The organism is Bradyrhizobium sp. DN3, from assembly GCF_041357655.1.
Taxonomy (GTDB): domain Bacteria; phylum Pseudomonadota; class Alphaproteobacteria; order Rhizobiales; family Xanthobacteraceae; genus Bradyrhizobium.
In genome coordinates, this window is the sequence record NZ_JAULLN010000026.1 from 23,406 (window position 1) to 45,215 (window position 21,810).

24 protein-coding genes and 2 tRNA genes are annotated in these 21,810 nt (G+C 63.4%); 20 read left to right on the forward strand and 6 right to left on the reverse strand.

Annotated features, from left to right (window positions below):
- Positions 1 to 2: 2 nt before the first annotated feature.
- From AAE027_RS30775 to AAE027_RS30800, 6 genes are all read left to right on the forward strand, one after another.
- Positions 3 to 620, forward strand: a complete 618-nt coding sequence (locus AAE027_RS30775; RefSeq protein WP_370989159.1) for a flavin reductase family protein — start codon at positions 3 to 5, stop codon at positions 618 to 620.
- 45 nt (positions 621 to 665) lie between these two features.
- The gene (locus AAE027_RS30780; protein ID WP_370989160.1) at positions 666 to 1,526 is read left to right on the forward strand and encodes a fumarylacetoacetate hydrolase family protein; all 861 of its coding nucleotides are present in this window, start codon (positions 666 to 668) and stop codon (positions 1,524 to 1,526) included.
- Positions 1,527 to 1,529: 3 nt separating this feature from the next.
- A complete protein-coding gene (gene hpaH / locus AAE027_RS30785) occupies positions 1,530 to 2,333 on the forward strand; it encodes a 2-oxo-hept-4-ene-1,7-dioate hydratase (RefSeq protein WP_370989161.1) in 804 nt (267 codons plus the stop codon).
- A gap of 25 nt (positions 2,334 to 2,358) precedes the next feature.
- A complete protein-coding gene (locus AAE027_RS30790; RefSeq protein WP_370989162.1) occupies positions 2,359 to 2,751 on the forward strand; it encodes a RidA family protein in 393 nt (130 codons plus the stop codon).
- Positions 2,752 to 2,764: 13 nt separating this feature from the next.
- Positions 2,765 to 3,640 carry an amidohydrolase family protein gene (locus AAE027_RS30795; protein ID WP_370989163.1) on the forward strand — a complete coding sequence of 292 codons (876 nt, stop codon included), beginning with the start codon at positions 2,765 to 2,767 and terminating at the stop codon, positions 3,638 to 3,640.
- Between the two features lie 252 nt (positions 3,641 to 3,892).
- Positions 3,893 to 5,356 carry a tannase/feruloyl esterase family alpha/beta hydrolase gene (locus tag AAE027_RS30800; RefSeq protein WP_479714254.1) on the forward strand — a complete coding sequence of 488 codons (1,464 nt, stop codon included), beginning with the start codon at positions 3,893 to 3,895 and terminating at the stop codon, positions 5,354 to 5,356.
- A 217-nt stretch (positions 5,357 to 5,573) separates the two neighbouring features.
- On the opposite strand, the gene AAE027_RS30805 is transcribed toward AAE027_RS30800, so the two are convergent.
- Together AAE027_RS30805 and AAE027_RS30810 are read right to left on the reverse strand one after the other, a co-directional pair.
- Positions 5,574 to 6,581 (reverse strand): LLM class flavin-dependent oxidoreductase, encoded by a 1,008-nt coding sequence (locus AAE027_RS30805; RefSeq protein WP_370989165.1) that lies wholly within the window; start codon positions 6,579 to 6,581, stop codon positions 5,574 to 5,576.
- A 187-nt stretch (positions 6,582 to 6,768) separates the two neighbouring features.
- Positions 6,769 to 7,095 (reverse strand): DUF3024 domain-containing protein, encoded by a 327-nt coding sequence (locus AAE027_RS30810; RefSeq protein ID WP_370989166.1) that lies wholly within the window; start codon positions 7,093 to 7,095, stop codon positions 6,769 to 6,771.
- 300 nt (positions 7,096 to 7,395) lie between these two features.
- Here AAE027_RS30810 and AAE027_RS30815 point away from each other — a divergent pair, with 300 nt between their 5' ends.
- Positions 7,396 to 7,875 (forward strand): cyclic nucleotide-binding domain-containing protein, encoded by a 480-nt coding sequence (locus AAE027_RS30815; protein ID WP_370989237.1) that lies wholly within the window; start codon positions 7,396 to 7,398, stop codon positions 7,873 to 7,875.
- 207 nt (positions 7,876 to 8,082) lie between these two features.
- Complete coding sequence (locus tag AAE027_RS30820) at positions 8,083 to 9,672, forward strand: hypothetical protein (protein ID WP_370989167.1); 1,590 nt, start codon at positions 8,083 to 8,085, stop codon at positions 9,670 to 9,672.
- A gap of 381 nt (positions 9,673 to 10,053) precedes the next feature.
- On the opposite strand, the gene AAE027_RS30825 is transcribed toward AAE027_RS30820, so the two are convergent.
- The 3 genes from AAE027_RS30825 to AAE027_RS30835 form a co-directional block, all read right to left on the reverse strand.
- Entirely contained in the window at positions 10,054 to 10,734 is a 681-nt protein-coding gene (locus tag AAE027_RS30825; RefSeq protein WP_370989168.1) for a Fic family protein, read from the reverse strand.
- Positions 10,735 to 10,741: 7 nt separating this feature from the next.
- On the reverse strand, positions 10,742 to 10,915 hold the full coding sequence (locus AAE027_RS30830) for a hypothetical protein (RefSeq protein ID WP_279663250.1): 174 nt from the start codon (positions 10,913 to 10,915) through the stop codon (positions 10,742 to 10,744).
- 892 nt (positions 10,916 to 11,807) lie between these two features.
- Positions 11,808 to 11,882: transfer RNA gene (locus tag AAE027_RS30835), tRNA-Thr, on the reverse strand.
- Positions 11,883 to 12,210: 328 nt separating this feature from the next.
- Here AAE027_RS30835 and AAE027_RS30840 point away from each other — a divergent pair.
- From AAE027_RS30840 to AAE027_RS30895, 12 genes are all read left to right on the forward strand, one after another.
- Positions 12,211 to 12,399, forward strand: coding sequence for a hypothetical protein (locus AAE027_RS30840; protein WP_370989238.1), 189 nt, complete (start codon positions 12,211 to 12,213; stop codon positions 12,397 to 12,399).
- A 25-nt stretch (positions 12,400 to 12,424) separates the two neighbouring features.
- On the forward strand, positions 12,425 to 14,131 hold the full coding sequence (locus AAE027_RS30845) for an FAD-dependent oxidoreductase (protein ID WP_370989169.1): 1,707 nt from the start codon (positions 12,425 to 12,427) through the stop codon (positions 14,129 to 14,131).
- A gap of 126 nt (positions 14,132 to 14,257) precedes the next feature.
- The gene (locus AAE027_RS30850) at positions 14,258 to 14,566 is read left to right on the forward strand and encodes an EthD family reductase (protein WP_128942883.1); all 309 of its coding nucleotides are present in this window, start codon (positions 14,258 to 14,260) and stop codon (positions 14,564 to 14,566) included.
- Positions 14,567 to 14,879: 313 nt separating this feature from the next.
- Entirely contained in the window at positions 14,880 to 15,389 is a 510-nt protein-coding gene (locus AAE027_RS30855; RefSeq protein WP_370989170.1) for a hypothetical protein, read from the forward strand.
- Between the two features lie 130 nt (positions 15,390 to 15,519).
- A complete protein-coding gene (locus AAE027_RS30860) occupies positions 15,520 to 16,344 on the forward strand; it encodes an alpha/beta fold hydrolase (RefSeq protein WP_128947211.1) in 825 nt (274 codons plus the stop codon).
- A gap of 276 nt (positions 16,345 to 16,620) precedes the next feature.
- On the forward strand, positions 16,621 to 17,070 hold the full coding sequence (locus AAE027_RS30865) for a DUF2948 family protein (RefSeq protein WP_370989172.1): 450 nt from the start codon (positions 16,621 to 16,623) through the stop codon (positions 17,068 to 17,070).
- A 262-nt stretch (positions 17,071 to 17,332) separates the two neighbouring features.
- On the forward strand, positions 17,333 to 18,628 hold the full coding sequence (hisD, locus tag AAE027_RS30870; RefSeq protein ID WP_370989173.1) for a histidinol dehydrogenase: 1,296 nt from the start codon (positions 17,333 to 17,335) through the stop codon (positions 18,626 to 18,628).
- Complete coding sequence (locus AAE027_RS30875; protein WP_091895172.1) at positions 18,625 to 19,122, forward strand: UPF0262 family protein; 498 nt, start codon at positions 18,625 to 18,627, stop codon at positions 19,120 to 19,122. Before hisD ends, AAE027_RS30875 begins: the two co-directional genes overlap by 4 nt.
- A gap of 71 nt (positions 19,123 to 19,193) precedes the next feature.
- Complete coding sequence (locus tag AAE027_RS30880) at positions 19,194 to 19,661, forward strand: arsenate-mycothiol transferase ArsC (protein ID WP_091895171.1); 468 nt, start codon at positions 19,194 to 19,196, stop codon at positions 19,659 to 19,661.
- A 155-nt stretch (positions 19,662 to 19,816) separates the two neighbouring features.
- Positions 19,817 to 20,446: a Maf-like protein gene (locus tag AAE027_RS30885; protein WP_370989174.1), complete on the forward strand. Its 630-nt coding sequence runs from the start codon at positions 19,817 to 19,819 to the stop codon at positions 20,444 to 20,446.
- A gap of 149 nt (positions 20,447 to 20,595) precedes the next feature.
- Entirely contained in the window at positions 20,596 to 20,778 is a 183-nt protein-coding gene (gene yacG / locus AAE027_RS30890; RefSeq protein ID WP_091895169.1) for a DNA gyrase inhibitor YacG, read from the forward strand.
- A gap of 184 nt (positions 20,779 to 20,962) precedes the next feature.
- Positions 20,963 to 21,038: transfer RNA gene (locus AAE027_RS30895), tRNA-Phe, on the forward strand.
- 107 nt (positions 21,039 to 21,145) lie between these two features.
- Here AAE027_RS30895 and AAE027_RS30900 read toward each other — a convergent pair.
- On the reverse strand, positions 21,146 to 21,595 hold the full coding sequence (locus AAE027_RS30900) for an ArsR/SmtB family transcription factor (protein WP_370989175.1): 450 nt from the start codon (positions 21,593 to 21,595) through the stop codon (positions 21,146 to 21,148).
- Positions 21,596 to 21,810: the final 215 nt, after the last annotated feature.

Sequence of the window (21,810 nt, forward strand, 5' to 3'; positions counted from 1 at the left end):
CGATGCGGATCGATCCCACCGAGCTCGGCGCCGAGCGCATCTACCGCCTGATGACCGGCATCGTGGTGCCGCGCCCGATCGCCTGGGTGACGAGCCTGTCGCGCTCCGGCGTGCTCAACCTCGCGCCGTTCAGCGCCTTCACCTTCGTCTCGCAGAAGCCGCCGATGCTCGCCATCAGCGTCGGCCGCAAGGGCGCCGATTACAAGGACACCGCACACAACATCCTCGATACCGAGGAATATGTGATCCACATCGCCGATACCCCGCTGACGTCCGCGGTGCACGATAGCTCGGTCGAGCATCCGCCTGAAATCAGCGAGGTCGACCATCTCGGGCTCGAGACGCTGCCCTGCGAGCTCATCAAGGTGCGTCGGCTCGCCGCCGCGCCGGTTGCAATGGAGTGCCGCTTCCGCCAGTGTCTGGAATTCGGCGAGGCTCGCAGCCGGCTCATCGTCGGCGAGGTCGTCATGTTCCACATTCGCGACGGCCTCGTGAAGGACGGCAAGGTCGAGACAAAGGCGCTCGATCCGATCGCGCGCATCGGCGGGCCGCGCTATGCCCGGCTCGGCGAGATCGTGACGCTGAACACCGTCTTCCAGACTCCCAAATCGACCGACTAAGCGCGCTGGCCCCGGCCGCGCCCGCGACATCATTGGAGAACGACGATGCGACTCGTAAGCTATCTCGTGGACGGAGAGCCACGCTACGGCGCGGCCGTCGAAGGCGGTGTCGTCGATCTGACCAAGCGGATCGGCCGTGACTTCTCCGACGTGAAAGCGCTGATCGCTGCCAGCGCGCTTGCCGATGCGCAGGAGGCGGTCGCCGGGCAAAAGCCAGACTACGTGCTGGAAAAACTGGTCCTGCTGCCGCCGGTGCTGGCGCCGGAAAAGCTCTGGTGCATCGGCGTCAACTACGCCGAGCGCAACGCCGAGTACAAGGACAATTCGGACCTGCCCAAATATCCCAGCCTGTTCGTGCGCAGCATGTCCTCGATGACTGGCTCCGGCCAGCCGATCGAGAAGCCTGAGGTCTCCGACCAGCTCGACTATGAAGGCGAACTCGTCATCGTGATCGGGCAGGGCGGCCGTCACATCCCGCGCGACAAGGCCTGGGGCCACATCTTCGGCATGACGCTGTGCAACGAGGGCACGATCCGCGACTGGCTGCGCCACGGCAAGTTCAACGTCACGCAGGGCAAGAATTTCGACCGCTCCGGCAGCATCGGCCCGTGGATCGTCACCGCCGACGAGCTCGACCCGCGCGGGCCGCACGACATCATCACGCGCGTCAACGGCGAGGTGCGGCAGCAGGACACCACCGAGCGGCTGATGTTCCCGTTCGACTTCCTGATCTCCTATCTCTCCACCTTTGCGACGCTGAAGCCCGGCGACATGATCGTGACCGGCACGCCGACCGGGGCGGGCGCCCGCTTCGATCCGCCGCGCTGGTTGAAGGTGGGCGACGTCGTCGAGGTCGAGTCGAGCCGCATCGGCGTGCTGCGCAACACGGTCATCGCGGAGAGCTAAGTCATGCTGGATGCTGCGTCGATCGAACGCCTCGCCGCGCGCCTCGATGAAGCCGAGCGCACCAAGGCGCTGATCCCGATGTTCACGAAAGAATATCCGGACTTCAGCATCGAGGATGCCTACGCGGTCCAGCGCGCCTGGACGAAACTTCAGCTCGGCCGCGGCCGCGTCATCAAGGGCCACAAGATCGGCCTGACCTCGAAGGCGATGCAGAACGCGGTCGGCATCAATGAGCCCGATTACGGCGTGCTGTTCGCCGACATGTTCTATGCCGACGCCACGCCGATTCCGTTCGACCGCTTCCACGCACCGCGCATCGAGGTCGAGCTCGCTTTCGTGCTGAAGGCGCCGCTGCGCGGGCCCGATTGCACCATCTTCGACGTGCTCAACGCCACCGACTATGTGACGCCCGCGCTCGAGATCCTGGAGACGCGCATGCACCGCGTCGATCCCGAGACCGGCAAGACCCGCAAGGTGATGGACACGATCTCGGACAATGCGGCCAACGCCGCGCTGGTGCTCGGCGGCCGGCCGTTCCGCCCTCTCGATGCGGACCTGCGCTGGATTGGCGCGCTCCTGTTCCGCAACGGCGAGGTCGAGGAGACCGGGCTCGCCGCCGGCGTGCTCAATCATCCCGCCAACGGCATTGCCTGGCTCGCCAACCGCCTCGCGCCGCATGACGAACATCTTGCCGCCGGCGAAATCGTGCTGGCGGGCTCGTTCACGCGGCCGGTCGACATCCGCCGCGGCGACACCTTCCATGCCGATTACGGCACCTTCGGCTCGGTGTCGTGCCAGTTCGTCTGAACCAACAACAAGAAGGGAGCGCATCATGAGTGGTCACACGCGGCGCAAGAGCATCCATATCGGCGGCTTCAAGCACGCCAATCCGATTCCGAACGCCAGCCGCATCGGCAATCTCGTGATGTCTGGCGTCATCCTCGGCCGCGATGCGGCTGGCGTCATGCCCGAGAGCCTGGACGCGCAATGCGCCAACATGTTCGCGCACATGAAGGCGACGGTGGAAGCGGCCGGCGGCACCACGGACGACATCATCAAGATGACGGTGTGGCTGAAGGACCGCTCGCAACGCGGTCCCGTCAATGTCGAGTGGCTCAAGATGTTTCCGGACGAGCATTCGCGACCGGCGCGCCACGCGCTGCCGATGGACAACATGGACGGCGGCGCGCTGGTGCAGTGCGACTTCACCGCCGTGATCGACTGAAGGAGTCTTGCGCATGCCGACCTATCTGCCGTTCGATCCCAATCCGCGCCGCCCGGTGAAGGCGCCGCCGCCGAAGACCGTGGACAGTCAGTTTCACGTGCTCGGGCCGATCGACAAATATCCGGAACGTCCCGGCGCTGCCTATCGGATGCCGACCGCGACCTGGGAAGCGGCGCTGCGCATGCACAAGGCGCTCGGCATCGAGCGCGGCATCATCGTGCAGACCACCACTTACGGCGCTGACCATGCCGTCGTGCTCGACGGCCTCGCTGCGATGGGTCCGAACTATCGCGGCTGCGCCAACGCGCTGGTGTTCGCGGAGGCGAGCGACTCTTATCTGGCCAAGCTGCATGATGCCGGCGTGCGCGGCGCGCGCTTCAGCTTCCGCCAGGAGCTCGGCGCCGTGCTGTCGGATGCCGATTTCGCCCGCGCCATCGCCCGCATCCGCGAGCTCGGCTGGTACGTCAAGATCCAGCCCGAGAAGGACGGCATCATGTCCAGCGTCGCCAAGTACGAGAATCTCGACGTGCCTGTGCTGATCGACCACATGGCGCGCCCCGATCCCGCAGCCGGCAAGGACGATCCGAATTTGCGCAAGATGCTGGAGCTGCTCGGCAAGGGCAATTTCTGGGTCATGCTGTCGCTCGGCGAGAAGACCTCGAAAACTGGGGCTCCCTACGACGACGTGATCCCGATCGCGCGCGCCTATATCGAGGCCGCAAGCGACCGCTGCGTCTGGGCCAGCGACTGGCCGCACCCGGTCTCCGTGAAGCAGCCGCCGAATGACGCCGATCTGCTCGAGCTGATGTACCGCTATGCGCCGGACCAGGCGGAGCTGGAGAAGATCCTGGTGCACAATCCGGCGAAGCTGTTCGGCTTTCCGGATTAACCGGGGCGTTCACGATCGGGGGGCCGCATGTTGATTGTCTCGGCACTGCGAAGGCTGCATCACCGTTCCTGGCTGAGTGCGGCGCTTGCTTTCGTGGGCTGCGCCGTCTCTATCGCAACCGCGGCAGCCGGCAACGACAGCTTCTCGCCAGTGACCACATGCGATCGGCTTCAAGCCGGGGCCAGTCCGACGACACGTGTCAGCGAGGCGCAGCCGCGCCCGGCGGCTGACGGACTGGCCGCCCATTGTGAAGTGACCGCTTATCTGGACGAGCGAACCGGCACCGACGGTCAGAAGTTCGCCATCGGTCTGCATCTCAGATTGCCGGAGGCGTGGAACGGTCGCTTCGTGTTCCAGGGGCAGGGAGGCACTGACGGTGTTCTCGGCAGCGGAGATGCGCAGCCCGGCGGCGGACAGCCGAGCGCGCTCAATCAGGGATACGCGACGGTCACGACAGATGCCGGACACAGCAATGCACCGGGTCCCCTCGGCGGCGCCAGCTTCGGCCTCGACCCGCAGGCGCGCATCGATTTCGGCTATCGCGCCGACGACGTCGTGACGCGGCAGGCCAGGCAATTCATCCGGGCCTATTACGGCCGCCTGCCAAGCTACTCCTATTTCCTGGGCTGCTCCAACGGCGGGCGGCACGGAATGGCGATCACGCAGCGCTTCCCGGATCACTTCGATGGCATTGCCGCCGGCGCACCGGCCTTTCGAATGCCGGAGAAGGGTCTTGCGGGGGCCGCTTCGACGCAAGGCTTTGCGGCGATCTCGCCGAAAGCTTCGGACGGCCGGCCCATTCTGGCGCAGGCCCTGTCCCAGGCGGACATGGAATTGCTCTCCAGGGCGATCGTTCAGTCCTGTGATGAAGGCGATGGTCTTGCCGACGGTATCATCGACAATGTGCCTGCCTGTCGTTTTTCGCCGCGCACGCTGCAGTGTACCGCCGAGAAGACGGCAAGCTGTCTCTCCGCCGCCCAGGTGGCAGCTCTCGAAAACCATTTCCAGGGGCCGACCACGGCGCAGGGCCGTCGGATCTATGCGCCATATCCCTATGACTCGGGAATCGCCACGGCTGGATGGCGGCGCTGGATTCTCGGCACGGCACCCGACAGCCGCGTCAACGCCTTCAACGTGTCCTTTGGCGCGACCCTGGCCTATCTCTACATGACCCCGCCTCATTCGTCCCTGGCCAATGAAGCGGAGGCCGTCTACGACTTTTACCGCACCGTGGATGTCACAGCCGCCCATGCGAGAATTTTCGGCACGAGCGCGGCGATGCCTGAGACCTCCGTGCAGACGATCTCCGCAAATTCAGTCGATCTCTCCGGTTTCCGTCAAAGGCGCGGCAAGCTGCTGCTCTATCACGGCATCAGCGATCCGACGTTCTCTGCGCTGGATACTCTGGACTGGTACAAGCGGCTCACGAATGCTGCGGGCGGGGAGAAGGAGACGGTCGAATTCGCTCGCCTCTTCCTCGTGCCCGGCATGAACCATTGTTCGGGCGGCCCTGCCACCGACAGCTTTGACGTTCTGACCCCACTGGTGACCTGGGTCGAGCAGGGCCGCGCGCCTGACAGCATCGAGGCGCGCGCGGGGGCGACGACGCCCTGGCCGGAACGCAGTCGGCCCTTGTGCCCCTATCCTCGCCAGGCCCGCTATCTCGGCAGTGGCAGCATCGAGAAGGCTGAGAACTTCACCTGCGCCGCCCCCTAAAGTGGGATGGCTTTCGACTGCATCGATTACTGCGGCGGCTCGTTCACCTCTCCCGCTTGCGGGAGAGGTCGGCGCGAAGCGCCGGGTGAGGGTTTTCTCCTCTTGGGGATTGTCCCATTGCGGAAACACCCTCTCCCCGACCCTCTCCCGCAAGCGGGGGAGGGAGCGCACCTTCGTCGTTGCAGCAGCCAGGCCTGATCTGACAGGCCTCCAGCGCTCACGCCTCCTGCCGCCTCGCCAGCCCGTCCCGCACCTCCGCCGCGATCTCGAACGAGCGCAGCCGGGTGGCGTGGTCGTAGATCTGCCCGGTGGTCATCAGCTCGTCCGCACCGGTCTCGGCGATCAGCGCCTTCAGCTTCTCCTCGACCACCGCGGGCGAGCCGACCGCGGAGCACGACAGCGCTTGCGCAACGCCGGCCTTCTCCGCCGGCGACCACAGCGCGTCCATGTCATCGACCGGTGGCGGGAGCGGCCCCGGCGTACCACGGCGTAGATTGATGAATTGCTGCTGAAGCGATGAGAACATGCGCTGCGCCTCCTTATCGCTCTCGGCGGCGAACACATTGACGCCGATCATCGCATAGGGCTTGTCGAGCTGCGCCGATGGCTCGAAGCGCGCGCGATATTCGCGCAGCGCCGGCATCATCATTTGCGGCGCGAAATGCGACGCAAACGCGAACGGCAGGCCGAGCATCGCCGCCAGCTGCGCGCCAAACGTGCTCGATCCCAGGATCCACAGCGGCACCTTGGTCCCCATGCCGGGCACGGCGCGGATCGTCTGGTTCGGCTGCACATCGCCGAGCAGCGCCTGCAGTTCCAGCACGTCGTGCGGAAAGTTCTCGGAGCTCGTCGCGAGATCGCGCCGCAGCGCCTTTGCTGTGAACTGGTCGGTGCCCGGCGCGCGCCCGAGCCCGAGATCGATCCGCCCGGGATAAAGCGACTCCAGCGTGCCGAATTGCTCGGCGATGACCAGCGGCGAATGGTTCGGCAGCATGATCCCGCCGGAGCCGACCCGGATCGTCTTGGTCCCGCCCGCGACATGGGCGATCACCACCGACGTCGCCGCGCTGGCGATCCCCGTCATGTTGTGATGCTCGGCCAGCCAGAACCGCTTGTAGCCCCAGGCCTCCGCATGCTGCGCGAGATCGAGCGAATTGCGAAACGCCTGCGCGGCGTCGCCACCTTGGCGGATGGGCGCGAGGTCGAGGATGGAGAAGGGGATCATGTGCGGGGTACCGGTCAGGGGGCGCGATGCGCGCCGGGGCCTCACATATAGGGGCCAGTGGTGAGAATGTTAGCGCGTCGGATGGGGCGAGCCCTTGCGAAACCCATCATGTCTCGGCTTCGGAAGGCCTCGATGGGTTTCGCTTCCTGAGCTTCGGCAGTCGCTTGGCCCATCCTCCGAGCTCTGGCTATCCGAAGAAGCAGCAGTGGGTGTCTTCGCGAACGACCTCGAGGAATTCTTCGATCGATGCCGCTTCCGGGTACGGTTGGTAACCGTGCCATTTCATGTCGGCTCTTTGCCAAAACACCTTCCAGATCTTCTTGCTCTTGTTGTAGGTCGCTTTCGCAATCGGATGTTCGAGCACCCTGTCCTTGTCCTGAAAATGAGGGCGGAGCTCGAATAGCTCGACGCTCTGGCCGGCGATGCGGAATGCAAGGTCAACCTTGGCGCGGAGATGCGGCGGCGGCCGCCGCTTCTCGACGAATTCGGCGACCACCTTCTCGCACCGCTTCATCTCGAACTCTAAGAGTGTCATGCTCGATTGGCCGGATGCTGTCTTGGGAACTCGTGGCGATGCCGTTCGTATTTCGACCGGATGATGATGACGCCTAGCCGATTTGACAAGTTGATCGTGTCAGAAATTGGCTTGCGTAGGATGGGTAGGGCACTTGCGAAACCCATCATGTTTCGTCATCGAAGGGCCTGGATGGGTTTCGCTTTCCGCCTTCGCTTCCTGAGCTACGGCGGACAAGTCGCTCACCCCATCCTGCGAGCCCTGCTTGCCGCATTTGGCGACGGGGCGTATCCTTGCGTGATGGTTGTCAGCGCTCCCGATCTGAAAGCCTTCCTGCTCGCGACGCCGTTCTTCGGTGGTCTCCCGGACCCAAGTCTCGACCTCCTGACGTCGATGCTGGTGGAGCGCCGCTTCGATGCCGGCGCGACCGTCGTGGCGGAAGGCGAGCCGGGGCGCTCGATGTTCATCGTCAAATCCGGCCGGCTGGCGGTGCGCAAGCGGGCGAATGCGGGGAGCGTCATCCCGATTTCCGTTCTGGAGCGTGGTGATTTCTTCGGTGAGATGACGCTGATCGAAATGCAAAATCGCTCCGCCACGGTGGTCGCGGAGAGCCCGACCGTGCTGTACGAGCTGACCGCCCAAAATCTCTACGCCTGCTACAAGGCCGATATCCACGCCTATGTGATCGTCCTGCAGAACATCAATCGCGAGCTGTGCCGACGACTGCGCCGGGCGGACGATCGGTTCGCGGTGCAGCAGGTTGGTGACCACAATCGATAGTAAGCGCAGCGTAGGATGGGTAGAGCACTTGCGAAACCCATCATGTCTCGTCGCGAAGGGTTTGATGGGTTTCGCTTCGCTCTACCCATCCTACGGCTGCCCTCAGCGATTCGCTTTGCGGGGAGGTGCCTGTCCTCCCCGCACGAACAGTTTTCCAATAAAACAATTCATGCTAGGTATGTTGCCATTTGCGATTGTGGACACCGCATGAACTCGGAAGCCGAAGCGTCAGCAGAACGCGCGAGAGCAATTAAGTGGCGAGACGAATTACGCCGATATCATGAATTGTTCGCCGGCGCCTTCGATGAATTGCATGAAGCAGTTAAAGCAAGGGTCAAGCAGCCTGGCCAGTATGTCGGGGCACATCATGACTACCCACTCATGTCATCAATGGGCAGTGGCTTCCCAGCCTTTCGCGAGGCAGGTTTTTACGACGACAAAACTCCACGTCACTACGTTGCAACGATACGTCCTCACGGTCTTCTCGGTATTTTCGGCGCTCTTCCAGGAACGCCCGCGCCGAACCTGCCAAAGGGCACCGAGCTGGCGTCGTTCCTTCGAACGCATAAGATTGGAAAGCGCCTCAATTTAGGTGCGCTGTCGAATAGGCCAGTCGACGAATTGGTCGCTGACGCCGTCGAGCGCTACATACATCTGTATGGGCTTGATACTCCTGTCAATGATAGGCGCAGGGACGCATTAATTTGGCCGCTCATTTCGGGCACCGTGTTTAAATCTCTCAATCTTCGATTGGTTGTACCTATCGCTCTGACTCATTTTGACGTCGATCATTTTCGTTTGACAGATACAACCTACATCACACGGTTGCCCAAGAAGCTGCAGCTTGCAAGAGCTCGGATGAGCACTCTGGGCTCCGGGGCAGTCAGAATGGTCGTTGGCGCAGCAACGCACGCGTTCGTATCAACCGGTTGGAATCTAGAGGCCGATACCATTGATGACGTTTCGGCATCTCTTAAGCAATCGTCCTCTAACGTGATCGATGCTATCGACAGTTTCTTCGGGGCTCTTCGGATCGTTGCGGGTATCAAGACCGGCTATGCCCAATTTCTGTGGCTTCCAAAGGATTGGGCGCTCGAATATTTCTGTGATCTGACTCCTGTTTACGGGACGACGTTGCGTCGCTACCCAGCTGAATATGACAACTACGGTTGGACAGAAGCGAGTGTTTTTGTAACGAAAGACCAACTGGCTGGATTGCGAGCCGTCTATAAACATATCGCCGACAATCAGAGCGAAGCGGTTAGACTTGCGATTAGCCGGCTAAATGGATGCCTTACGCGATCCGATGAGGGTGATTCAATTCTGGACGGAACGATTGGGCTTGAGCTTCTTCTTGGCGACAAGGACAACCAGTCGCTGTCATACAAGTTGCGGCTTCGAGCGGCTGCTCTCGCTGCGCTGCAGGGTGACCCAGCCTTTCAAGCTCGCGATGTTTTTATGGAGGTGAAGCGTCTCTACGAGGCTCGGTCTGCCATCGTTCACGGACTGCGAAAGAAACAATCCAAGAAGGCAATCGAGCCTGAAGACGCGAGAAACTCGAAAGAGCGCATGTTGGCGTCAGAGCTTCTTGGATTTGTGCTCAAAGTATTGTTGGCCCACCCACAGTATCAAGAGCCGGCAAGGATCGATGAAGGACTACTGCTTGGTGGTGACAGCGCGGTTCAAGGACTGTCGCCCAACGACGATGTGCGCCCAATAAGCGAGGACGCAACGCGTGATCTCGCGAGCAGTTTGCATCGGCTCCCCGGGGCGCTCCCCCATCGGTCGCAGGAGTGAGCAGCCACTCAATAGGCGGGATAACCTGTTGTTTTCTTGAAGAGAATGGTGCTGCCAGCGCGTAGGATGGGTAGAGCCCTTGCGAAACCCATCACGCTTCGGCACCGAACCAGGCCTTGATGGATTTCGCTTCGCTCTACTCATCCGAGTACGCGTAGGACGGGGGGCAAAGCGGTACCCATCATCTTGGGCCGCTCGATGTGATGGGTTTCGCAAGAGCTCAACCCATCCTACGAGCTGTGCTCGTGCTGGATTGACGGTAGCAGAGAAAATCTCGCCCAATCGAGCTTTTCGGCCTCGTCGTTGCTCGTGTGTATTGGTCTCATTCTCATGTGAGCACTTGGCACGCCGCGGTTTGTCCACGTCAAGCACTCTTGCGGGTCAGTGATAGGTGCGGCTCGAAGGGTTTTGTGCCTCGCCCTTCGCTTGCTTGGCTGCGTTAACGAGCTGCTTCGCTAGCATCCCGTCCAGCATGTTTTCCAATGCAGTCACGTCTGTTGCGCCCTCAGTGAGGCGCTGATCGGCCGTTTCAAGCGCATCGTAGTAGGGCTTTTTGTTTCCAGCGATCTGTTCGGGAATTGTCGGTGCGCCGGGTAGCAAGCTGTCCAGTTTGATACTCATTACGACGTACGACACCGCGCGAGCCGTGCGGCCGTTGCCATCGGCAAAGGGATGGATCCAGTTGAGCCGCCACAAAACATAAGCCGCGAGATGTACGGCACTCATCGACCAGTTGTCATTCACGTAGTCGCAAAGGTGCTCGATTTCTTCAGACACGAACGGAGCTTCCGGCGGTTGATGCTTGCTGCCGTGGATTGTCACGTTCGTGTTTCGCCATGTCCCCGCCAAGGGATGGATGCCGTTCAACGCAGCCTGATGCAACTTAAGGATCAAGCTGGACCGTAGACGGAAGGGGCGCTCCGGTTCTTTGACAAATGACCTGATCATCTCCAGCGCGAGGTCGAACTGGCGGATGCCATTTTCTGCCTCGCGCCGCGCAATTTCATCTGGATCGCTGAGAAGTGGCGCTGTCTCGGCAACGCTATGCCGGTCATCTGCCACGCTTCGGCTACTCGCCCGAATGCAGCTTCTTGTCGAGCGCGGCAACCATCTCCCGAGTGATCCGCTCGTTTTCGATGTGGGTGTTGCCGTACGCGAAGCTGCGTCGCTGCTCGCCCAATTGATCCGGCGTCATCTCGATGTGGCGAGCCCGCTCAATCAGTTCCTTAAGATCATCAGTCATCGAGCCACTCCCCTTACCGAAACGATCATAGCGAACGGCTCACGTTCCTGTAAAGTTCCTAATCGCAGGTAAAAGTACGTACCATTTCCGGTGCGGCGTTTAAGTGACTCGCGCAGTCGCGTCGAGCCGCCAAGAACGATTTTTGGTCGTCTCCGGCCCGACCACAAGGAAGCCAGCCGTGTACGGACATGTGGCCTCTCTGCTATCGCCGGACAAGGGGAGGGACGTCGTCGCCGGCGCCCGTCGACCCGTCGGGCAACACACCCGCCTCCACGAAAAATCCCGTCAATCCCCCACCGCAAAAATATTCCACTTTACCGAAATTCGGAATTGCGGCATTCTCCCTGCCATCCCGGCCCAGGGAGAGGGACGATCGTACGTCGTAACGAAACGTGGGCCGGGGTGCGGTGGACGCGGCAGCGTCGGGCACGCGAAGGTGGGGCCAGGGCGAGATGAACCTCGTGAGGTCGTGCTGCGTGCGGACGGACGGTGCTCGTGTCCGGCGAAGCCTTTGGGCGAAGCCGGATCGCTGCGTACGGCTAAACCGTGTGGTCCTGACCGTCGTTGCTACGGTCAAGCCTTGCGGAGATGCTTCTGGGCTCAACCGGGTCTCGAGGCATCGTCAATTCGCGAGGTGACGGAGGCCAGAAGGAACTCGGCTCCGGGGAGAGCAGGCATAAGCCGTCAAACCATCGCGCAGGGAAGGCCGGGTGTTTTCCGGCCCACCTGTTCTCCGCCTGCGCATTTGCGTGTGCAAATTCTTCGCGCAGCGGACCATGGGTGCCAGCCGGCACCCGGCCTTCCCTGCGCCCTCTTCACCGAAGAGGGGCACGGAATAGAGCAAAACTCGGGCACTTCACGCCGCGAGAACGCCTTGTCATGTGTGGAACACTGGTGCTGCCGGACAGGATTGAACTGTCGACCTCTCCCTTACCAAGGGAGTGCTCTACCACTGAGCTACGGCAGCAAATGCTGGCACAGAATCGGGCCGCGACTGGGCCCGCCAAGCGGGGCGATGGATGCCACAAGGCCCCCTCATGTGCAAGCTTGCCGGCCCCGCCAAATCGAGAAAATCGGCCCCGTCCCCCGGCGGAGACGACCTTTTTGCCCCGAAATGACCGATTTTGGACGATTTTGGTCCCAGTGATGTCCCCCAGCCAATTGGCCAGTTGGCTGTGCGGTCGGATTCGCCCCATTTTGAAGTTCGCACGATCGGATCGCGCGGGCCTCTTGAGCTGTCGTATTCCTTGGGCATGCTGAAGCGCGACGCGGCCCCTTCTTGACGAGCCCGGATGATGATCGACGAGACCGATAAAGCCGCAGCACGCGGCCATGATGGGCGGCACGACCGGCTGAAATCCGCCCTGCGCGAAAACCTGAAGCGGCGGAAGGTGCAGGCGCGCGAACGCGCCGCAATGGCCGAGCCCTCGCACAACGACGATGAGTCCCTAAATGAGGGGCCCGCCGGCAAGGCCGACGACTAACATTTTGGAGTGCACGACAGTGGCAATGGGGCAGGACGGACAGCAACGAACCGATCGCGACGCGCTGATGTCGCGGTTCACCCGCCCCGAGCAGACCTTTCCGGCGCTGACGCCTGCCGAGATCGAACGTATCAGGCATTTCGGCGAGGTCCGCCGCTATGCCGACGGCGAGTTCCTGTTCGAGACTGGCAAGCCGGGACCCGGCATGTTCGTCGTGCTGAAGGGCCATGTCGCCATCACCCAGCGCGATGGCCTTGGCCATGTCACCCCGGTGATCGACCAGGGGCCGGGGCAATTTCTGGCCGAGCTCAGCCAGCTCTCGGGACAGCCGGCGCTGGTCGATGGCCGCGCCGAGGGCGATGTCGAGACGCTGCTGCTGGCGCCGGACCGGCTGCGCGCGCTGCTGGTTGCCGAGGCCGAGCTTGGCGAGCGCATCATGCGCGCGTTGATCCTGCGCCGGGTCAATCTGATCCAGGGCGGCATCGGCGGTCCCGTGCTGATCGGTCCGTCGCATTCGGCTGGCGTGGTGCGCCTGCAGGGCTTTCTCACCCGCAACGGCCAGCCGCATCATCTGCTCGATCCCGAAAATGATCGCGATGCGGCCGAATTGATCGCACGCTATTCGCCCAAGCCGGAGGACTGGCCGCTGGTCGTCGCCGCGAGCGGCGCTGTGCTGCGCAACCCCAATGAAACCGAGCTTGCGCGCGCCATCGGCATGATCGGCGGGGCGAAGGGTGATCGGATCTACGACGTTGCAGTCGTCGGCTGCGGACCGGCCGGGCTCGCCACTGCGGTGTATGCGGCGTCCGAAGGGCTGTCCGTCGCCGTGCTCGACACCCGCGCCTTCGGCGGCCAGGCCGGCGCCAGCGCGCGCATCGAAAACTATCTGGGCTTTCCGACCGGCATTTCCGGCCAAGCATTGACCGCGCGCGCCTTCACCCAGGCCCAGAAGTTCGGCGCCGACATCATGATTCCTGTGACGGTGAAGTCGCTCGACTGCACGCGCAAGGACGGCGCATTTTCGGTGGCACTCGACGGCGCCGATCCCTTGCGCTCACGCGCGGTGGTGGTCGCGAGCGGAGCGCGTTATCGCCGGCCGGAGATCGACAACCTCGACAAGTTCGAGGGACGCGGCGTCTGGTACTGGGCCTCGCCGGTCGAGGCGCGGCTCTGCGCCGGCGAGGAGGTGGCGCTGGTCGGTGCCGGCAATTCGGCCGGCCAGGCCGCCGTGTTCCTGTCGGGTCATGCGAAGAAAGTCTTGATGATCATCCGTGGCGGTGGCTTGGGCGCCAGCATGTCGCGCTATCTCATCGAGCGCATCGAAGCGACGCCGAACATCGAATTGATGTTCAACACCGAGATCACGGCGCTCGAAGGCGACGAGGCCGCGCTGCTGCGGCGCATCCGCTGGAAGAGCCGCTTGTCCAGCGACGAGGACTCTGCCGATATCCGCAATCTCTTTTTGTTCGTCGGCGCCGATCCCGCAACCTCCTGGCTCGACGGCTGCGGCGTCACGCTCGATCGCGGCGGCTTCGTCGTGACAGGCGCGCAATCCGAGCAGAACCAGGGCCGGCTGGTGGCGCCGCTCGAGACCTCGGTGCCCGGCGTCTATGCCGTCGGCGACGTCCGCTCCGGCTCGGTCAAGCGCGTCGGCGGCGCTATCGGCGAAGGCGCGCAGGTCGTGGCCTCCCTGCACGGCTATCTTGGCGACGCCGCAAAACCGGCGCTTTAGGCAAGCAGAAGACAAGCGGATGGCAAGCGGAATGTGGCTTGCCTTCGCGCCGCTTGGTGCAGACTATCCCCTCGTCGCGAGGCGTATTGCTCGTGGAACGAACAAAAGATTCATTGGGAGGACTAAATGGCTGAAATCGTCGTGCTCTACAAAACGCCCAAGGATGCTGCTGCCTTCGACAAGTACTATGCCGAGACGCACATTCCACTCGCCAAGAAACTTCCCGGCCTGAAGAAATACGCCGTCAGCAAGGGACCGGTCAGCTCCCCCACTGGGCCTTCCGGAATTCATCTCGTCGCCATTCTCACCTTTGACAGCGTGGCCGACATCCAGGCCGCATTCAGCAGCCCGGAAGGCAAGGCGACCGGCGCTGACGTGCCGAAATTCGCCAGCGGCGGCGCCGACCTGCTGATCTTCGACACCAAGGAAGTGTGAAACGCGTCGCATCGGCCCGCCGATCGCGGGCCGATGTTGCAACGATCGATTGAAAGCTCGTAGCCCGGATGGAGCGAAGCGTAATCCGGGACAGCAGCATCTACAAGCGAGATCCCCGGATTTCGCTGCGCTCCATCCAGGCTACAAACTGCCGTCGTTCGTGACAGCGCTGCAAAAAATCCGAGCATGCGTTTGTCAATTCGCACGATGACGCATGGCTGCGCGCGCATGTGGGACACCAACGCAGGTGACAATCCCATGAGGACCGTAATACTACTCTGATCGTCTCAGTGCGGAGAGTAGGAGAGATGCCATGGTGCTTGGGTTGAGCCTGCCCGCGCTTACGCTGATCCATGTCATCATCAGCCTGATCGCCATCGCCGCCGGCCTCGTCGTGATGTTCGGCCTGCTCGGCTCGAAGTCGATGCCGGGCCTCACCGCGATCTTCCTGCTGTTCACGATCCTCACCAGCGCAACCGGCTTCCTGTTTCCGTTCAAAGAGCTGCTGCCCTCGCACATCATCGGTATCATCTCGCTGGTGCTGCTCGCGATCGCCTGCATCGCGCTCTACGGCATGAAGCTCCAAGGCGTCTGGCGCCCGGTCTACATCGTGACCGCGATGGTCTCGCTCTATTTCAATGTGTTCGTGCTGGTGATCCAGTCGTTCCTGAAGGTGCCGGCGCTCGCCGCGCTTGCACCCGCCGTGCCGCCGGCGCCGCCGTCGGGTGCGGTCTTCGCCGTGGTGCAGGGCATCGTGCTGGTGTTCTTCGTGCTGCTCACCATCGGTGCCTGGCGCCGCTTCAGGCCGATGGCGTTTGCCTGATCACACGATTCTCAACGTTCCCAGTTGACGCGATGCATCGCATTCGGGGTCTCGCGCAACTATCTGCGGATCATCGGCGCGTGCTTGTTCGCGCGTCGAGCAGATGATTTTCACCGAAAGAGAGCAATCCATGCCCACCATCACCACCAAAGACGGCGTCGAGATTTTCTACAAGGATTGGGGCTCGGGCCAGCCGATCGTGTTCAGCCATGGCTGGCCGCTCTCGGCCGACGACTGGGACGCGCAGATGTTGTTCTTCGTCACGCACGGCTACCGGGTCATCGCCCATGACCGCCGCGGCCACGGTCGCTCGACGCAGGTCGCCGACGGCCACGACATGGATCACTACGCCGACGACCTTGCCGCGCTCACCGCGCATCTCGACCTCAAGAACGCCATTCATGTCGGCCACTCCACCGGCGGCGGCGAGGTCGTGCACTACATCGCGCGTCACGGCGAAAGCCGCGTCGCGAAGGCGGCGATCCTGTCCGCTGTGCCGCCGCTGATGGTGCAGACCCCTGCCAATCCCGGCGGCCTGCCGAAGAGCGTGTTCGACGGTCTCCAGGCGCAACTCGCCGCTAGCCGTACGCAATTCTATCGCGACCTCCCCGCGGGTCCTTTCTATGGCTACAACCGTCCCGGTGCCAAGCCGTCGGAGGCGGTGATCCAGAACTGGTGGCGCCAGGGCATGATGGGCGGCGCGAAAGCGCATTACGACGGCATCGTCGCGTTCTCGCAGACCGACTTCACCGAGGATTTGAAGAAGATCACGGTGCCGGTGCTGGTGATGCACGGCGATGACGATCAGATCGTGCCTTACGCCGATTCCGCGCCGCTGTCGGCCAAGCTGCTGAAGAAGGGCATCCTGAAAACGTACAAGGGCTTCCCGCACGGCATGCCGACCACGCACGCCGAGACCATCAACGCGGACCTCCTGGCGTTCTTCAAGGAGTGAGCTGCACGATTACTCTCTCCCCTTGCGGGCCCCTTGCGGGAGAGGGTGGCATAGGCGGCCTTCGGCCGCCGTCCTTAGAACGCCGATGCTTCGCATCGGCTATGGCGCGGCGGCGAGACGGGTGAGGGTGTGCGTCGCCCGGGAGGAGTATCTGCGGAACGTGCTGGAGATGGGAGGATATCAATAGCCTCAAGTGTACGGGAAAGTTAGCTTGCCGCGGAAATTTCGGCGCCCGCGCGCGTTGAGTCCTGCCCGCCCTGAGGAGAAGCGCCGGCGATGTGCCCCCAACTCAAACTGATCGCACTCGATGTCGACGATCTCGCGGTGATCTCGACCCATGTCCAGGACGCCCGTGTCCAGGCCTCCGACATCATCTGGCGGCAGAGCGAGAAACGGCTTGTCATCGGCATGAGCCGGCTGGACTGGGAGCAGACGCTGGAAGGCGCGGCCGAGCCGCGCCGGCTGGTCGCCGCGCTGCGCTTCGACCGCGTGCTTGCCTGCAAATCGCGCAACATCGACCTCGCCGCGCCGGACGAGATCCTGGACCTCATCGGCATCGAGTTTCACCCCCAGGATGGCCGCAACGAGGAGCCCGGTGGCAGCGCCCTGCTTTTGTTCGCCCAGGGCGGCGCCATCCGCCTCGACGTCGAATGCCTGGAATGCGAGCTGACCGACCTCGGGGCTGACGCGCTGGGAACGGGACCAGGGATCGCGGGGGAGGGGTGAGGTGGCATGCCAAGGCCACGCATTCCGCTGTCGTCCTGGCGAAAGCCAGGACCCATAACCCGAAGGCTTCGTTGTTGAAACGAGATGTGGCCCAATTGCGCCTCCACACATCCGGTGGTGGTAATGGGTCCTGGCCGTCGCCAGGACGACGCCGGAGGGGAACGGCCCGGCCCAAGGGTTGACGGCGCTTCCCGGCCGCGCCATTGAGCAGGGGTCGGGTGAGCCAATCCGCCCCAAAAGATCAGCCAGAAGCCGAGCCAAAATGCCCGTTCGTCTCGACCGCAGCAGCGCCGATTTTGACCAGCGATTCGTGGCCTTCCTCGCCGCCAAGCGCGAGGTCTCGGCCGACGTCGAGGCCGCCGCGCGCGCGATCGTCGACGATGTCGCCAGGCGGGGCGATGCGGCCCTGCTCGAGGCCACGGCAAAGTTCGACCGGCTGACGCTGAATGCATCGGGGCTGCGCGTCACCGCCGCCGAGATCGAAGCCGCGACAAAGGCCTGCGATGCCGCGACGCTGGACGCGCTGAAGCTCGCGCGCGACCGCATCGAGACCTATCACCGCCGCCAACTCCCGGCGGACGAACGCTTCACCGACCCGCTCGGCGTCGAACTCGGTTGGCGTTACACCGCGATCGAATCCGCCGGCCTCTACGTGCCCGGCGGCACCGCGGCCTATCCGTCCTCGGTGTTGATGAATGCCGTGCCGGCGAAGGTCGCCGGCGTTGCGCGTCTCGTCATGGTGGTGCCCTCGCCCGACGGCAAGCTCAATCCGCTGGTGCTGGCGGCGGCATCGCTCGGCGGGGTCACCGAGATCTACCGGGTTGGCGGCGCCCAGGCCGTGGCCGCGCTCGCGCACGGCACCGCGACGATCGCGCCGGTCGCCAAGATCGTCGGCCCGGGCAACGCCTATGTCGCTGCGGCCAAGCGGCTGGTGTTCGGCAAGGTCGGCATCGACATGATCGCCGGCCCCTCCGAGGTGCTGGTGATCGCCGACGACACCGGCAATGCCGACTGGATCGCCGCTGACTTGCTGGCGCAGGCCGAGCACGATGCCAGCGCGCAATCGATCCTGATCACCGATTCCGCTCGACTTGCGGCCGACGTCGAGAAGGCGGTCACGGCACAGCTGAAGACGCTGCCGCGCGCCGCGATCGCAGGCAGCTCGTGGGCCGATTTCGGTGCCATCATCATGGTCAAGGATCTTGCTGACGCCATCCCGCTCGCGGACGCGATCGCCGCCGAGCATCTCGAGATCATGACTGTTGATCCCGATGCGCTCGCCGCAAAGATCCGCAACGCCGGTGCGGTGTTCCTGGGGGCGCATACGCCGGAGGCGATCGGCGACTATGTCGGTGGCTCCAACCACGTGCTGCCGACTGCGCGTTCGGCGCGATTCTCCTCAGGGCTGTCGGTGCACGACTTCATGAAGCGCACCTCGATCCTGAAATGTGGCCCGGATCAGCTGCGTGCGCTGGGCCCGGCCGCGATGACGCTCGGACAGGCGGAGGGGCTGGACGCCCATTCGCGCTCGATTGGATTGCGCCTCAATCTGTCATGACAAAGCCGCCCGAACAGGACGACTCCAACAATCGCATCGTCGGCGTCACGCTCGACGAGGACTCGATCGGCCGTTCCGGACCGGACATCGAGCATGAGCGCGCGATCGCGATCTACGACCTGATCGAGCAGAATCTGTTCGCGCCCGACGGCGCCGACGGGCAGGGCCCGTTCACGCTGCATATCGGCATCACCGGCAACCGGTTGATGTTCGACATCCGCCGCGAGGACGGCACGCCTGTCGTCGCGCATCTGTTGTCGCTGACGCCGTTCCGGCGGATCGTGAAGGACTATTTCATGATCTGCGACAGCTACTATCAGGCGATCCGGACCGCGACGCCGGACAAGATCGAGGCCATCGACATGGGCCGCCGCGGCATCCATGACGAGGGATCGCGCACGCTCCAGGAGCGGCTGAAGGGCAAGGTGCGGGTCGACTTCGAGACCTCGCGGCGGCTGTTCACGCTCATTACCGTCCTGCACTGGAAGGGCTAGGGCATGGCCCGGAAAAGTGTGCAGCGGTTTTCCGAAAAGGCCATGCCCTCTATCGAAAGAGGCTAAGCGCGATGGCGGGTCCGCCACGCGCACGCGATCCGCAATCGGTGCTGTTCGCCTGCGCGATGAACAGCGTGCGCTCGCCGATGGCCGAGAGCCTGTTGCAGCACATGTTTCCGCAGGGCCTCTACGTGAGGTCGGCCGGCACCAGGAAGGGCGACCTCGATCCGTTTGCGGTGTCCGTGATGGCCGAGCTCGGCCAGGACATCTCCGCCCATAGGCCGCAGACCTTCGAGGAGCTGGAGGACTGGGAGGGATTGAACTTCGACCTCATCATCACGCTGTCGCCGGAGGCGCACCACAGGGCGCTGGAGCTGACCCGCACGCTCGCCGCCGACGTCGAATACTGGCCGACGCAGGATCCCACCACCATCGAAGGCAGCCGTGACCAGAAGCTTGCCGCCTATCGCGAGGTCTGCGATCAGCTCTTGATGCGCATCCGTCGGCGGTTCGCAAAGGCGGGGGCGGCGAGCGGGTAGCACGCGGCGACCGTAACACCCGCGTCACAGAGCGCAGGCACACGCGTGTTGGCAACTTCGAATCAGCAAACCTCCGGTTCCCGGGTTGTGAAACCGGCCCCCTTCCGATAGGTTCCGCGCGCAATTCACTCCTGCTTCATCCCCCAAATCACCTGATGCTCGGCCGCCCCAAATTCGTACTTGCCTCCGGTTCGCCGCGACGCCTGTCGCTGCTCAACCAGGCCGGCATCGAGCCGGATGCGCTCCGGCCGGCCGACGTCGACGAGACGCCGAAGCGGGGCGAGCTGCCGCGCGCCTGCGCCAACCGCCTCGCCCGGGCCAAGGCCGATGCGGCGTTGAAATCGGTGCAGCTGGATGACGAGCTGCGCGGCGCCTTCATCCTCTCTGCCGACACGGTGGTGGCGGTCGGCCGCCGCATCCTGCCCAAGGCCAACCTCGTCGACGAAGCCGCGCAGTGCCTGCGGCTGCTGTCGGGCCGCAACCACCGGGTCTACACCGCGATCTGCCTCGTGACGCCACGCGAGGCCTTCCGCCAGCGCCTGGTCGAGACCCGCGTCCGATTCAAGCGCCTCTCGGAAGACGACATCCAGGCCTATATCGGCTCCGGCGAATGGCGCGGCAAAGCCGGCGGCTATGCCGTGCAAGGCATCGCCGGCTCGTTCGTGGTCAAGATGGTCGGCTCCTACACCAATGTGGTCGGCCTGCCGCTGTACGAGACCACGGCCCTGCTCGGCGGCGAGGGCTTTCCGACCCGCTTCGGCTGGCTCAACGGCACCGCGGTGTGAGCACCACAGCGCCGCCGACAAAAGACGCGAAAACAACCCCATGCACAGTAGAATTGGCCCGCGGGCCCAGGGCGCCTGCGCCCTCGCCCGAGGAACTCGTTTGCCGGCAGGCGCTTGAACTGCCTCACCTCGTGTAAGCTGCCCCGACCATGAACGATCACGTCAAAACACCCGCCGCCCCCCTCAAGACCTGCCCGATCTGCGGCAAGCCGCAGTCAGAGGCCACCCGCCCGTTCTGCTCCTCGCGCTGCCGCGACGTCGATTTGAACCGCTGGCTGAAAGGCTCCTACGTCATCCCCGGCCGCGACGACGACACCGATGACGTAGAATAGCAAGCGATATCAATGATTTGTTCGGATCGGGAAGCGCCACGTGCCAGCCGCGGCGACTCCGCCCCACCTTGTACACAGCCGGGGCGCGCCCGGCGCAGCCTTCAGGCGAAGCCGGGTGGACAGGCCGCTTCTAGCCCACTATAAACCGCCCGCTCGATGGGCTTTGGCCCCTCTCTTGGAGCACGCCCAGGTAGCTCAGTTGGTAGAGCATGCGACTGAAAATCGCAGTGTCGGTGGTTCGATTCCGCCCCTGGGCACCAAACTACGATTTTCCACGCTAGAGCACGATCTTGTGGGGCACAGCGGTTGACAAGTTTAGCTTTGTCGCCTCTTCGGGTCGGCTCATTTGTTGCCGCGAGCAGGCTTATTAGGCCTTCCGTTTTGATGCTTTCGGACGCGGCTTAGATCTGTTGCTCGCGGGTAGGCAGCACGCCCTGCTCGCGTCCTCCACAACGAGGTTACAGAGCTCCGGGTGCCCGTCGCAGCACTCGCTGATCAGAAACCCTATCAAGTCCCGCATGCCTTCCACGTTCGAGCGGTAGATGATCGTCCGTCCCTCACGGGTGCTGCGAAGCAGGCCCGCCCGCACCAAGATGGCCAGGTGGGAGGAAAGCGTATTGTGCGGCGCGCCAATCGTATCGGCGATCACGCCAGCGGTTATGCCGACCGGCTCGTGTTTGATGAGCAACCTGAAGATCGCCAAGCGCGTGGGCTGAGCAAGCGCAGCGAGAGCGGAAATCGCATGGGGCTCGGTCAGCTCGCCCTGGACTGGCCGGGTGCTGGCGTGGCTGGCAACGGCCAGCATCGATTTCCGCATTCCGTAGTCTCCGCGCGGGTCGTCTAGGTGCGTCATGTTTACCCCACAGAGAAGGTGACAAGCCAGCACGTTTCGACTATTGAATATGTCGAGACGTCTCGACACATCGTAGCCCTTCGATGTGACGGGCCTGCGACAGAAGCGAGCGCTCCGGCCGGTAGGCGTATCGGTCCGATCTCGAGGAAACACCCGTCAGTAGGCGTACTGGCGAACCC